Below are 13,874 nucleotides of genomic sequence, written 5' to 3'. Positions count from 1 at the left end.
ATAATGCAAGAAAATAACCCGACAAAATCGATAATACGCAAAGTTGTTCGCATAGGGTTCGCCTGTGGTTTTATGTGTTTACAATGTCGTTTTGCATCTCAAGCATATCAGATTGTGGGTAAAAGCCTATAATGTATACTATTTTTAACATAGTAAAGAATATGTTTGTTAATATACTTTCTGTAAAGGTTAAATATTACTAAATCCCCCCCCCCGAAAAAATATATGTCACTATTATTATATACCTTTGCGTTATAAAAGAAAAATAAGAAGCGAGAGACCTTCATCATCAATGCTTGTGAATAACTAAACTGTTGTGCAAATTTCTTGCATGCCATCTTGCTGTTATTGTTATAAGCACAGCTTCCGTACACACTATAAACAAAATAAATTGAGGATGCAAAAACTTTTCATTACGGTGGTGGCGTTATTGCCTGCGCTCATCGTACACTCTGCGAAGGACAACGGAATGTCATTTGCAGAACAGAGTTACCCAACTAATGGCACTGTAGTCTCCGATATGGTAGATAATGGTACTTTGTCTGGCAGTACAATAAATAAAGCGGCAGCTGACATACCTGCTGACAACCCAATTACGGTCAGTGGAGAAGGTGAACTGAAGACGCTCATCATGACACAAGTTCCAGAAGAATCCTTCGGCGACATAACAACTCTAATCATCCAAGACCATATAATCACACAGGAAGAATTTGATTTCCTTGCAACAGACCTAAAGAATGCGGTAACCATAAACCTTGCTGATGCAACACTCCCGGACAATGTGCGCCTTGGTGACAATGTGGCGGATAAGTCTGTTCAATGGCAGTTTCTGATATTGCCGAAAGGTACGAAAATAAGACCTAATTTTACTAAATACGGTAATCTCAGATATGCCGTCGGTGGCGGATTGGAGAAAATATGGGTTGTAAGCACTGCTGCTGGTTATATTAAAAATAATATAGATAACATAGCTTCCATCCTGCCAGAAGGAATCAATAACACTGCTGAGACAGGAAAAAGACTTGAAGTGGCTTTTGTAGGCCCCATCAATTTAGATGATGTCAACAGTCTTGTCTCTACCCAGTCGGATAATTCCGCCTCTCCTTTGAATAATGCACGTATATGGAATTTCTACAATGCTGAAGGACTTTCAGAAGCAGATTTTGAAGGTTTGGGAAGCAAGACATTAGGAAGCAATTCAGATCCTACCGGATTTATATTGCCACCTGGATTTAATGTCAAAACCATATATGAAAAAATTGGAGATTCATGGAAGATTGGAAACATCTATAGTCTGTCTGCCGGAGACAACGGACGTACACTGACTGTGAGAATCATAAATACAAAGACATTCGACATCGCACGCTTCGCAACGGTAGATTCCCGAATTGCCGTGCTGAGCGGTGGTACGGTAGATGACAACATCATCAAAGCATTGAACGGCACAAAGCGCTGTGTCAGTGTGGATTTGTCTGACATGAATTTCCCAAACGGCAGTGATGCTATTCTCAAAAATGTGACAGAAGGAACCGTGATGTATGTGAAACTGCCGGACAATATTAATTTTGATATAGCCCACTATGACGGCACAACATTCGGAGCCATAGCACGTATAAAGAAAAGTGAATACACTCCGGGCACAGCGTTCTGTCAAGACATTGCCGTATGCTATCAGCGTGTGCCCGGCACATTGAACAAGATGGTCGGCTATCGCAGTACGGAGATGCGTAAACATGAGCACATACGCTACCGTGGACTGTTCAATATGCATGACGTTGAGCATCTGTTGGTCAACAACTCAAACATTTATTGTGACATGACAGACGTAAGAGTTGTCAAGTACAATGATGAAAAGGACGAGAATAAGAAACCTAACGAGTTCTCCCTTGACATGGTTACAGACCATCCGGACAAAGACATGTCAAAGATTAACAATGAATTTGTTAAGTATCTCGCACTGCCTGTAGGAACAGCCATCCCGGAGGATTTGCAAGCGTTCAAGAAAAATTGTCCGAGTCTTCTTGCCATCGGTACATTTGATGATGATGACAAGTCCCTTACTTTACAGTCTTATGCAGAGAAAGGCGGTGCTGTGGCACATGTCGCCATGATGCTGTGTAATGACGGAGATAGGATTTCTAATGATAATCCTGTGAAGAAACTGACAATGACCGGTAACCTGAACTTCTATGACATAACCAAAAACCTCCAACAATGTAATGCTGAAGGACATTATTCCGACGGCAGTAACAATGAAACACCACAAGTGCCTGGTTTTACAGCGGTTGCCACTGAGTTGCATGACTGTGATTTCTCCAATGCAGTGTTTCCTGTACAGAACGACATGAGGTTCAGTGCTGCCGGCATGTACAGCAGCAATTGCGAACGTTTCAAACTCCCGACATCGCCGTATATGACAATCATTCCTGATGGTTGCATGAATCTGTTTGATAAAGTTACTGAACTTTGTATTCCGGCAAACTATGAGGAAATCGGCAGAGATGCATTCAGGCAATTAGGTGCGAAAAAGATAACCACCACCGACAATGACCCTGAAATCATAACCGACCGTGGAGAAGGGACCATCGTGCTCTCCGCCAACCTCAGGCATATATGCGAAAATGCTTTCTGGGGAATAAACAAAATATACGATGTGTATCTCCTTGCAGAGAAAGCGCCGAAATGTGAATCCGGAGCCTTTGACGCTGCTATGCTGTATGGAAACAACGGATTCACGAATGTCCATCCATCCAAGCGCATGAACTATATCAATGAAGGCAAAGTCATCGGCATGCTCCATTATCCGCGTGTTATAGTAGGAACGGACGAGGAGAAAAACTATACTGACGTCACACGCAAATATACCCTTATCGACGAAACGGGAGCATTGAACGGCAAAGGCGAGCTGTTCGTATGGCCTACACACTCTGAGTTTGGACGCTCATATCGTCAAGCGATATGCACAGTTGAAGTTAATGGTGAACAACGAGGATGCAACTGGGGCGCGTGGAAAGAATATGATGCTAATGGCGACCTGATAGGGTCTGAGGGTGATGGAGTGATACTCGAAGGTGAACTGACCATGGATAATACATACAATCTTGACTATGCCGGTTGGCATGAGTTTGTCCTTGCCAACAGCTATTACCGTAAGGCAAGCGAGGGTGAAATCACGCCTGATTACAGCAAGTTTAAGGAGCAAGATTGGTACACCATTTGCTTCCCTTACAACCTGACACGAAGCCAGTTGCTGAAGTATTTCGGTGTGTCTCAAGGTGAAACATACAATGACGGCGACAGGGAAGTGGCTGCAGAGAAAGACATCTATCCTGATGTACGTACGCTTGTTGAGGTGAAGAGACACCGCAATTACTCTAAAGAGGGAGGACTTATCACATTCGTATTCAGCAACAACCTTATTACAGAGGATGGTGGCATGGATGTAGAGATAAGTTCCGATAAAATCCAGACGGCAGAGAATGGTGACCGCTACATGACAAAGGATACTAAGCCATGGAATTATGTAGATGCTAAGACAGCAACAGATGAAGAATTGTTTGACAACGACCCTATCATTGTAAAGGGAGGCTATCCATATATCATAAGACCTTACATTCCTGTTGGCAAGGTCAATGATGATGTGCATTTCATCCCGGCACAAAGTTCGGATGAGCTCGGTGGCGGTCACTCCATTGTCGTTAACGAAGCAACCGGTGCGAAGGTCAGCGTCCCATATATAAAACATCAAGTCTATGCCATAGATGTTGACAATTCCACTGAAGATAAGGAAATGTACGCCAAAGACGGAGAAGATCTTTATCATTATCATTTCATCGGAACCTACGGCTTCCATGATATGAGTGATTCTGGTGTGGAAAGCGTAGCCTTGCAGTATAAGGAGATGCCAATGTACAGTTTCTTCATATCCAAGACAAAGAGCAACCCGCGTCACCTGCTTTACAGAACCATGACTGATGGAGTCAAGTGGAACGCCTTGACAAGCATCATAGGTGGAAACTCCAGCGCACAGTACATGAATCTGAGCAGAAACGAAGGTGACATGACCAATGTCTATGTTGATTTCCAATGTGATAATGATGCTTTCGAGGACATCAACGGCAACAGCAAGAAGACAATCCTTGCAATGGACTTTGCGGAAGAGCACGGTGGCACTACAGGAATCACGGACTACACATCTGTTCCGCAGGAGAATGCCAAGAGGGGTGTCTACAGCTTGGATGGTAGATTTGTGGGAACACGCACGGACAACCTGCCAAAGGGCATCTATGTGGCAAACGGAAAGAAATATATAGTAAAATAACAGAAAACAAGAGTCAATATGAAGAAAGAATATATAGCACCTGCCATTCATATCATACCTATGGAGCCATCAACCATTCTTGCCGCATCAGGCAAAGGTGGCTATGATACAGAGAATGGTCCGGGTTTCGGTGGCGACACTGATACTGGCGATGGCGACGAGTTCGAGTCTTTGTCAAAGGACGGAATCTGGGATGATGGTTTCATAGAATAAGCTGAAGCAGCATATACAATACCATAAAACAAACACAATCTTTGCCGAAGTGGCCTTTTGCATCAGTGAAAGGTCACTTCTTATTTTGCGTGAGTTCAACGAATTTGCTGTGTCTGATAAAAAGCAAAATGCTATAAAAGCACCGTGAAACGGTGACTCTTCGTTAGAGGGTGTGTCAAAATGACCATTTTCAAAAATCCAACTTTCAATTTGTAAGTACAGCCTCTGCAATATAGAAAAGAAACAATTCTCAAACAATCGAACATTCAGCCTCTACCGCTATGCGGTAGTTTGTAGTACTAAACTTGCAAATTGCAACCTTTGAAAACATCGGTTTGAGTTTTGGCACACCCTTATCACACAGAAAGGGATTGTTATTGGCGTATTTTTATGCCATGAGGCACCGTCTTACGGTGCAGGTTGACGCACTGATGTTGCCGCCCATGTTCGGCTACGCCTCCATACGCGGTTAACGAAGAGTCACCGTTTCACGGTGCTTTGATAGCGTTTTTCTTCATCCTGCCGGATAGTTGCAAATTCGTCGAACCCACGTTGTTTTACATACCAATAACGAAAAAAATACTTATCCTTACTCTATATTTGTCAGAAAAAATCCGTATCTTTGCAAAAGATAAGCAGCACCTCGGCAGTTTTGAGCAAGCTCTATTGTACTCAGTTTGCATTATCTTTGCATAAGATAAGCTGCACCTCTGCAATAAGAGCAAGCTCTTGATGCACTCGGTTTGCATTATCTTTGCAAAAGACAAGCTGCGATGTAACAACGAAAGCATGAATAAATGTATGAACAAAGACAACCATAAAGAACTCTTTCCCATAGTGGATGCTGCAGGAAACGTCCTCGGCAGCATCTCACGTGGTGAGGCGCACAATGGCAGCAAGGCGCTGCATCCGGTGGTCCATCTGCACCTTTTCAACAGCAAGGGCGAGCTGTTTCTGCAGAAACGCCCGGAATGGAAGGACATACAACCCGGCAAATGGGACACGGCATGTGGTGGGCATATTGACTACGGAGAGACTCCGGAGGAGGCTCTGCTGCGTGAAGTGCGTGAGGAACTGGGTGTGACGGCCTATGTTCCAAAGCGCATTGACATGTACGTGCATGAAAACGACATAGAGCGCGAACTGGTCTATGTCCACACAACGGTCTATGACGGTGATGTCTGTCCTGACAAAGGGGAGCTTGACGGCGGACGGTTCTGGACGAAAGAGGACATAGAAAGCAACCTTGGGCACGATGTCTTCACACCGAATTTCGAGGAGGAATACAGAAGATATTTCCTCGACAAGCAAGGCACTTCCGTCTGAAAAGCAGTTGCTTGGCAATCCTTTGAACACTCTCTGACAACCGGAAAACAATCAGCCGAACAGCATGTCCGACAAGATAAAGTACATATTCCTGACCATAGGCATAGCAGCCATTATCGTCATGTGCCTGACCTTCGACGTTTCCCTCGCCGAACTCTACCGTGACATGCAGCGCACAGGCATCCGTCTTGTGGCAATCCTTGCCTTATGGGGCGGACTGTATGCGATGAACACCATGTCGTGGCGCGTCATCATCCGTGGCTCCGGCGACTGCCCTGTGTCGTTCTTCCGGCTGTTGAGGCTCACCGTCACCGGCTTTGCCCTGAACTATTCGACGCCTGTCGGGCTGCTTGGAGGAGAGCCGTACAAGATTCTTGCCATGACGCCGCATATCGGTGGGCAGAGGGCTACATCATCCGTGGTGCTGTTTTCCATGATGCATGTGTTCTCGCATTTCCTGTTTTGGCTCACCTCTTTGGTGCTTTATGTTGCCATAGAGCCCGGCATTCTTCTCTCTCCGGCAGCATATCTCGTCATTATTCCCATGGCGTTGTTCTGCCTCGCGGGAGTCTATTTCTTCATGAAAGGCTATCGCACAGGTATGGTGGCAAAGATTGTCCGCATCCTCGGCAGACTGCCATTCCTTGGCAAACGGGCAGAGAAATTCTACTCTGCACGTAGCGAGGACTTGCACAAGATAGACCGCCAGATAGCGGAACTGCATGGGCAGAACAGGAAGAGCTTTTATGTCTCGCTGCTGCTGGAGTACATCGGAAGAGTGTTGCAGTGCATCGAGATATTCCTCATCCTGCAGGTTTTCGGCAGGGAAGCCAGTCTGCTGACCTTCGTCCACTCGTTCCTGATACTCTCATTCACATCGCTCTTCGCGAACCTTCTGTTCATTTTCCCTCTGCAACTTGGAGGAAGGGAAGGCGGATTCGTGATGTCTTCGGCGCAAATGGGCATGACCACCGAGGTTGGCATGTTCATCTCTATCATCTGCCGTGTGCGCGAGCTCTTCTGGGCAGCCATAGGCATGCTGTTCATCATGAAGGAACATTCTCGGAAGCCGGGTGACTGACGCTGCCGGGTGATGTGGAAAACAGGGATGTCCGTATGAAAAAACACATCGTTCGTAATAGTGTTGCAAGTCGTGCAGAGAATACTCTGAGAGTGTGGCGGAGCCACAACCCTTATGGTAACCTCAGACTTTTGTCATGGGGATAATCAATAATCCATAAATAACTTGTGTGGCAGTGCCACACTCTTTTATGCTGCAAATGGTTTGATAGTATGAATAAAGGAGTGTGGTTCCACCACACATAGCAGAGTGCGTCTTGGTTATCCGCACGGCTAAAGCCGGCGGTTACCGTAAGGACTGTGGCGCTGCCACAATTATTTATGCTATGGGCTAATAGCTTCAATAAGAAAAAATCAAAGAAAATATAACATTAATCAATTCAGATACACTCTATTAACAATGGAAATAATCTACTTACTCGTCGGTATACTGAAAGGTTTCATAATCGGTTGGATTGTTTTGAGAAACAGGTACAACAGGGAACACACCAAAATCACTGCTCTTGAAGACGAACTTTCGCGGCTCAACCAATCGGCGGAAGCACGCATTGCGGAACAGAAAGCCCTCTATGAACGGCAGGCGGAGCAGCAGCTTGCGCTTGTCAAAGAGCAGATGGACACTGCTGCACGCAATCTTTTGCAGGAGCGCACGGAGCAACTGACGGCACAGACAAAGAGGCTCGAGGAAGACAATCTCCGCCTGAAGCAGGAGTCCGCAGAGCGTCTTGCGGAGCAGAAAGCCATGTATGAGAAGCAGATGGAGCAGCAAATGACGCTCATCAAGGAGCAAATCAACACCGCTTCGGAGAAGATTCTGAAGGAGCGTTCCGAGCAGTTGAGCATCCATAACAAGGAGCAGCTCAGTGCAATCCTCAATCCTCTGAAGGACGGCATCACGCAGATGCGTGAGGTGGTCGAGAAGAGCGGCAAGGAGCATGCCGAGACAATGGTGCGCCTTGATGCGACAATCAAGACAAGCATAGCGCAGAGCCGTGAGGTCGGAGAGCGTGCTGACAAACTTGCCGAGGCACTTACAGGCAAGAACAAGACACAGGGCAACTTCGGAGAGCTGCGCCTGAAGCAGCTTCTTGAGGACATGGGACTGGAGGAAGGCACTCAGTTTGAGGAGCAGACGACCATGAAGGATGCCAAGGGAAGAGCCATCTACAGTGAGGAGGACGGTCACAGGATGGTGCCGGATGTGATTCTCCACTTTCCGGATGCAAGGGATGTCATCATCGATTCGAAGATGTCATTGAAGGCTTTCGAGGATTATCACAATGCCGAGACTGACGCCGCGCGTCAGGATGCATTGGCAAGGCATATCGCTTCCGTAAGGCAGCATGTCACGGAACTGTCGCAGAAGAATTACAGTTCCTATATCCGTGAGGGGCGTGGAAAGTTGGATTTCGTACTCATGTATGTCTTTTCGGAAAGTGCCTTGCAGCTTGCTCTCGGCAGCGATGCGTCACTTTGGAAAGAGGCTTATGACAAAGGTGTCATCATAGCCGGCAGCCAGAACCTCTACATGATGCTGCGCGTGCTGGAGATGACATGGCGTCAGGTGCGTCAGGTTGAGAATCAGGAGAATATGGTCAAGGCTGCCAACACCGTCATCGACCGTGTCCAGCTGTTCTATGAGCGTTTCCTGAAAGTCGAAGAGCAGCTCGACAGGACTCGCAAGGCTTTTGACGATGTAAAGAATGTGACTGCTTCGTCAGGCCAGTGCATAGAGGTTGCTGCAAGGAAACTCATAAAGTACGGTGCGCAGAGCAGTCCGAAACGCAAATATCAGCTTAAGTCTGCCGACCCGCAGCTCCTTGAACAGGACGAGGAGGAATAATCTGTGACATGGCAACACTGTTTTTATGGCACTCAAAGGACATTGGTGCAACATGGTAATGACGGCATGTTTCCGCCCGAAAAATGTGCATGAGTTTTCTAATGCTTTGTTTGTCATAATTGGCAAAACATGGCTTTTCAAGGCGAAAAAACACTCTTTACAATGCCAATCGTGACCTTGCGCCATGCGAAAGGTTACGTATAACACTGTGAAAGGTTACCTTTCATGATGCAAAGCAATACTAAAAGCACTGCAATTAGTTACCAAAAACGCTGTAAAAGGTAACGAATTGCAGTGTTTTTGGTACGTGTGAATGTAATTGCAATTATAATTTATTGATTCTCAATGTACTAATAAAATATAAAATTCCTGCGATTTTCTGCTTTCAGTGTCATGAAAGAAATCTACACGCAATTCTCAGAGGGCAAAAACAGCGTGAGTTTTCTAATTGTTCAGCTTATTTTGCCTCCTTTCCGTCTGCAGAGCACTTGTAGGTCAGAGACCGCATCGTCAATGGAGAGAGTGTGTTCGGCAACATAGCAATCAAGAAGGAAATCTATGCCCGAGAAACGGCGCAAATAGGCGTAAGCTTGTTGGTTGGATAGTTTGTAGCGTTGGGCAAACGCTCCAACGCACGCCACCACGTATTCTATTCGGTCAAATGTTTCTTTCTTGTCCATGGCTGTGATTTATTACTTGTCATTAGGGAATGGCTGTGCAAAGATACACATTTTAAGTGGGAATGCAAAGGATTTTATACACATTTCATGAGGGAATGTGAAGCAAATCATACACATTTCATGAGGGAATACTTGATTTTTATCTCTACACACGCAGTACTAAAAAGTAAAAAACACAAGCAAAAATTCATAATCTGAGAAAATTTTCGTAACTTTGTCGCCTGTTTGCCGAGGATTGCAGCGAGCAGAAAAAATAAAAGATAAGCAGCTGATATGTCAATGAAAACAATTTGCGCGATAGCGACGGCACAAGGTGGTGCGGTCGGAATTGTCAGGGTTTCAGGCTCTGAGGCTATAAATATAGTAAACAGAATCTTCAGCAAGGATATTTCTTCTGCAGGAGGTTATACGATGCATTATGGCCGGATAACGGACATTGATGATGTCATTGTCTCTGTCTGCCGTGCGCCACGGAGCTATACGGGCGAGGACACTGTGGAGATTTCGTGCCATGGTTCGAGCTATATCCTTAAGCAAATCCTGCAGTTGCTTGTCGATAATGGCTGCGAACTTGCCGGGCCCGGCGAGTTCACACAGCGTGCTTTCCTCAATGGAAAGATGGATTTGTCGCAGGCGGAGGCTGTCGCTGACCTCATCGCTTCACAGAATGCGGCACAGCATCGTGTGGCGATGCAGCAGATGCGTGGCGGCATCTCACAGAAATTGCGTGAGCTTCGCGACAGGTTGCTGCACCTTACCTCTTTGCTTGAACTCGAACTTGATTTCTCTGACCATGAGGATTTGGAGTTTGCGGACAGAGGGGAACTGGTGGAGATAGCACGGCAGATAAGCAGGGAAATAAGTCGCTTGTCAGGTAGTTTTGAGCAAGGCAATGCGATAAAGAACGGTACTCCTGTCGCTATCATCGGCGCGCCGAATGTAGGAAAGTCAACCTTGCTCAATGCTCTTCTGCGTGATGACCGCGCCATCGTCTCGGATGTACAGGGAACGACACGCGACATCATCGAGGACACCATCACCATTGACGGGCATCTGTTCCGCTTTATCGACACCGCAGGCATACGCAAGACAGAGGACACAATAGAGAAAATGGGCATAGAGCGTTCACTGAAAGCATCAGAGAAAGCCCGGATTGTCATCCTTCTGACAGAGCCCGGAGTGCCGTTTGCCGACATTTCTCCTTTGGAAGGCCGGCACATCATCCGCATAGTCAACAAGACAGACGAGTTCTCCGCGCTTAGTGGGGTAGGCATCGAGCAGTTGGAACGCCAACTTGTCGCCACCGTCCGCAGCACGGAGAACAGTACTTCCGATTCCCTTTTGATTACCAACCAGCGTCATAAGGTTGCCCTTGACCTCGCTTCAGAAGACATTTGCCGTGCCCTTGACTCCCTTTCCATCGGCATAAGTGGCGACCTTGTTTCGGAGGACCTCCGCCAATGTATCACCCACCTTTCCGAAATCGTCGGCGGAGAAATCACTCCCGACGAGGTGTTGGGAAACATCTTTGCACATTTCTGCATCGGAAAATAAACATTCTGCGTGGGAAAGTAAGGATAAAAATCTCACTTTTCACCAGTTACGCAAAATCTGTTGTAAATCTGTTGCATAAAACGAGGTAATAAAACCACAAATAATTGTATATCAATATAATACACTTACAACCTTATGTATTGCATCGGGAAGTGAATCATTATAGAGAAAATTGCATGTTGATGTGCAATATGATTCTTGTATTGGTGACATTGTGAAAGTGAGCATTTTTCAGTACTGTATCTACTTGTTACGCATAATCAATAAGTACATGGTATAAGGTCAGCGACTATATGGGAAACGTAAAACCATAGATAATAATTCAGATGAATAACATTAAATGATAAATTTGGCATCTACATAATTTGTTACCAACACTTACAACATGATTTTATTCAACTTTGGCATCCAAAGTTTGTGTAAAGTGTTAAATATAACGTACGAAACAAATAAAAAACATGTTTTTATCTTTTATATTGAATAAAAATGGTAGTTTTGCATAAAACATTAAGTATAAGAGATATGAATATACTCCCAAGACAGCAATACATCAATCAGATAGAGAAGTATCTTGGCAAGAGGACTACATAATAGTTCTTGTCGGTCAGAGACGTGTGGGTAAAAGCTACATGCTGAAGATGATTCGTTCTATCAAGGAGGAAGATGATAACAACAATATCATCTATGTGGATAAGGAGAAGGAACAGTTTGATTTCATTCATAACTATCAAGATTTGAACGAGTACATCAAGAGCAAATGGGTGAAGGGCAAGATGAACTACATTCTCGTGGATGAGATTCAAGATATCGAGATGTTTGAACGTATAGTTCGCAGCTTCTGTACCGAACCTGATGCCGAAGTCATTGTAACAGGCTCTAATGCCAAGATGTTGAGTAGCGATCTAAGCACGCTTCCTTGCTGACAATATCGGCAAGATAATCTCTGCCACGAGCATAGCAAAGTACATGAAGTCGCAAGGACAGTCGATTACGGCATCGACCATCATCGAATATATCAAGTACATCTCAGAGGCGTATATCCTCCATAAGGTCAATCGCTATGATATTCATGGAAAGAAACTGTTTGACAGCAATGGCAAATTCTACTTTGAGGACCATGGTCTTCGTAATGCACTTGTTGGTGGCAATCGTGAAGGTGATATCGAGAAGATTCTTGAGAACATCATCTATCAGCAACTAATAAGAATGGGGTATGAGGTGACGGTTGGCCAGCTTCAGGCAGGAGAAATCGACTTTGTCTGCTCAAAGAAAGGTGGCAAGCGTTTTTATGTACAAACTTCCTACATAATTGCAGACGAAGAAACATATAAACGTGAGTTCGGCAATCTGGCATCTATCAAGGACAATTACCCGAAGTACGTTATCTCAATGACACCGCTCGTGACCAAGAGTGATAACAATGGACTAACGCACCTTGGACTCAGAACTTTTTTGATGATGGACAAGTTGTAAAAGTATACAGTCAAGAAAATTGCACTTCTATATTAAATGCATAACTCTTTAATCATTGTTGCTTCAAAGCCAAGTCATTGAAATATTTCAAAATCATGCTGGAATGATTATACCAATGCAACCATTTCAGCATGATTTCATTTATTATAGAACAATCAAAAGGAGCATAACAACACAACCTACCTTGTTACAATGCTACACATCCCTAATTGCAGATTTCTCAGAAATCTTTGCAGATTTCCAGACCTTCGGCGATGGCGGTGTTGATGCGCGCGTCTGTCTCTTCGGGTGTGCTGTAATCAAGGTTCTCGGCAGCGACGGTGAAGAGTTCGCCAAGTCCCCATAAGGCGCTGATGGCCTTGATGTAAGGAGTGGCAGCCTCGATAGGGTCGCCTGTGCGGACATTCATGCCGCGTGTGGTGATGTAGAGGACTTTCTCGCAACGGCAAAGTCCCTCGAAATATGTGCCGTTGTCCTTGAACGTGATGTTGAACAGGGACATATTCTCGATGAAAACCTTAAGTATTGCAGGGAAACTCATGTCCCAGAACGGAGCAGCAATGACTATTCTGTCCGCTTCGGCGATACGCCTTGCCTGCTCTGCAATCTCTTCCAGCACATAGCCGTTGCTGCGTTCAGCAAGCACTTTTCTGCCCACCGACTGGTAGTCTTCACCGTCAAGCACGATGGCCTCTATCTCATATTTCTTGCCAAGTTCCTTCACCAAAGGTTCAAGAATCCTTCTTGTACGTGATTCTCCGTCACGCATACATGCGTCGATGACTATAAGTTTTTTCATATTTTCTTGTATTTTATGTTTGTCTTATGTTTTTTTTCTAAACAGGTTACAGTTGCAAAGATAATGCAAATCGAGCGCAATCAAGTTTACTTGAAATAGCCGAGATGCAGCATATCTTATGCAAAGGTAATGTATTTTTTTTGATAATCAACACATGATAGGATGAAAAAACTCAAACTTTGCCATTTGTTGTTTAATCTTCATGCGGATTTATATGGTAACGGATTAATAGAAGATAGCCTACATGAATCCGAGGAATCTTTATGGGACAAAACTTTGACAGCAAACTGCGACATTACGCCAGATGCCATTTGGTTAGTATGAAAAAACTCCATGGTTACGTGAACCATGGAGCCATAATCATTCAAAAGCAGTCATTTTTTTTCATCGTCCAACCAGTCGTTATCCCAAATATCATGTCTTTTTGAGAAAACATCCTCGTCCGGGTCGGCATATATAGGGTTGTCTGGGTCATCCGGGTCTTCAATAATAGGTATTCGCGGCATTGAAGCTGCAAGGAAAGCTTCATCGCTGCTACACTTTATTATTTCTATTTTCGGTGCTACATATTCTTTCTTTCCCATT

At 44.9% G+C, this 13,874-nt stretch carries 11 protein-coding genes; 8 read left to right on the top strand and 3 right to left on the bottom strand.

What is annotated here, in order from left to right:
* The first annotated feature begins 397 nt into the window (after nucleotides 1–397).
* The 5 genes from E5358_RS01350 to E5358_RS01325 all read left to right on the top strand — a co-directional run bounded on the left by E5358_RS01350 (nucleotide 398) and on the right by E5358_RS01325 (nucleotide 8,783).
* Nucleotides 398–4,321, top strand: a complete 3,924-nt coding sequence (locus E5358_RS01350; protein ID WP_135938578.1) for a hypothetical protein — start codon at nucleotides 398–400, stop codon at nucleotides 4,319–4,321.
* An 18-nt stretch (nucleotides 4,322–4,339) separates the two neighbouring features.
* The gene (locus tag E5358_RS01345) at nucleotides 4,340–4,534 is read left to right on the top strand and encodes a hypothetical protein (RefSeq protein ID WP_135938577.1); all 195 of its coding nucleotides are present in this window, start codon (nucleotides 4,340–4,342) and stop codon (nucleotides 4,532–4,534) included.
* Between the two features lie 801 nt (nucleotides 4,535–5,335).
* Nucleotides 5,336–5,860, top strand: a complete 525-nt coding sequence (locus E5358_RS01335; RefSeq protein ID WP_135938575.1) for an NUDIX hydrolase — start codon at nucleotides 5,336–5,338, stop codon at nucleotides 5,858–5,860.
* 64 nt (nucleotides 5,861–5,924) lie between these two features.
* Nucleotides 5,925–6,941: a lysylphosphatidylglycerol synthase transmembrane domain-containing protein gene (locus E5358_RS01330; RefSeq protein WP_135938574.1), complete on the top strand. Its 1,017-nt coding sequence runs from the start codon at nucleotides 5,925–5,927 to the stop codon at nucleotides 6,939–6,941.
* A 399-nt stretch (nucleotides 6,942–7,340) separates the two neighbouring features.
* Nucleotides 7,341–8,783: a DNA recombination protein RmuC gene (locus E5358_RS01325; protein WP_135938573.1), complete on the top strand. Its 1,443-nt coding sequence runs from the start codon at nucleotides 7,341–7,343 to the stop codon at nucleotides 8,781–8,783.
* Between the two features lie 452 nt (nucleotides 8,784–9,235).
* On the opposite strand, the gene E5358_RS01320 is transcribed toward E5358_RS01325, so the two are convergent.
* The gene (locus tag E5358_RS01320; protein ID WP_135938572.1) at nucleotides 9,236–9,463 is read right to left on the bottom strand and encodes a DUF3791 domain-containing protein; all 228 of its coding nucleotides are present in this window, start codon (nucleotides 9,461–9,463) and stop codon (nucleotides 9,236–9,238) included.
* A 273-nt stretch (nucleotides 9,464–9,736) separates the two neighbouring features.
* On the opposite strand from E5358_RS01320, the gene mnmE reads away from it, so the two are divergent.
* From mnmE to E5358_RS01305, 3 genes are all read left to right on the top strand, one after another.
* Entirely contained in the window at nucleotides 9,737–11,017 is a 1,281-nt protein-coding gene (mnmE, locus tag E5358_RS01315; protein ID WP_135938571.1) for a tRNA uridine-5-carboxymethylaminomethyl(34) synthesis GTPase MnmE, read from the top strand.
* 506 nt (nucleotides 11,018–11,523) lie between these two features.
* Complete coding sequence (locus E5358_RS01310) at nucleotides 11,524–11,940, top strand: ATP-binding protein (RefSeq protein WP_338400486.1); 417 nt, start codon at nucleotides 11,524–11,526, stop codon at nucleotides 11,938–11,940.
* Nucleotides 11,941–11,983: 43 nt separating this feature from the next.
* Nucleotides 11,984–12,490, top strand: a complete 507-nt coding sequence (locus E5358_RS01305; RefSeq protein WP_135938569.1) for a DUF4143 domain-containing protein — start codon at nucleotides 11,984–11,986, stop codon at nucleotides 12,488–12,490.
* A 220-nt stretch (nucleotides 12,491–12,710) separates the two neighbouring features.
* On the opposite strand, the gene E5358_RS01300 is transcribed toward E5358_RS01305, so the two are convergent.
* Nucleotides 12,711–13,289: an NAD(P)H-dependent oxidoreductase gene (locus E5358_RS01300; protein WP_135938568.1), complete on the bottom strand. Its 579-nt coding sequence runs from the start codon at nucleotides 13,287–13,289 to the stop codon at nucleotides 12,711–12,713.
* 374 nt (nucleotides 13,290–13,663) lie between these two features.
* Entirely contained in the window at nucleotides 13,664–13,873 is a 210-nt protein-coding gene (locus tag E5358_RS01295; RefSeq protein ID WP_135938567.1) for a hypothetical protein, read from the bottom strand.
* Nucleotide 13,874: the final 1 nt, after the last annotated feature.

This window comes from Palleniella muris, from assembly GCF_004792655.1.
GTDB lineage: Bacteria > Bacteroidota > Bacteroidia > Bacteroidales > Bacteroidaceae > Prevotella > Prevotella muris_A.
This window is presented reverse-complemented; position numbering and strand designations above follow the sequence as displayed.

Coding starts and splice junctions, on each gene's coding strand:
- E5358_RS01305 (WP_135938569.1), top strand. CDS start 11,984: ATGAAGTCGCAAGGACAGTCGATTACGGCATCGACCATCATCGAATAT.
- E5358_RS01325 (WP_135938573.1), top strand. CDS start 7,341: ATGGAAATAATCTACTTACTCGTCGGTATACTGAAAGGTTTCATAATC.
- E5358_RS01335 (WP_135938575.1), top strand. CDS start 5,336: ATGAACAAAGACAACCATAAAGAACTCTTTCCCATAGTGGATGCTGCA.
- E5358_RS01300 (WP_135938568.1), bottom strand. CDS start 13,289: ATGAAAAAACTTATAGTCATCGACGCATGTATGCGTGACGGAGAATCA.
- E5358_RS01330 (WP_135938574.1), top strand. CDS start 5,925: ATGTCCGACAAGATAAAGTACATATTCCTGACCATAGGCATAGCAGCC.
- E5358_RS01350 (WP_135938578.1), top strand. CDS start 398: ATGCAAAAACTTTTCATTACGGTGGTGGCGTTATTGCCTGCGCTCATC.
- mnmE (WP_135938571.1), top strand. CDS start 9,737: ATGTCAATGAAAACAATTTGCGCGATAGCGACGGCACAAGGTGGTGCG.
- E5358_RS01345 (WP_135938577.1), top strand. CDS start 4,340: ATGAAGAAAGAATATATAGCACCTGCCATTCATATCATACCTATGGAG.
- E5358_RS01320 (WP_135938572.1), bottom strand. CDS start 9,463: ATGGACAAGAAAGAAACATTTGACCGAATAGAATACGTGGTGGCGTGC.
- E5358_RS01295 (WP_135938567.1), bottom strand. CDS start 13,873: ATGGGAAAGAAAGAATATGTAGCACCGAAAATAGAAATAATAAAGTGT.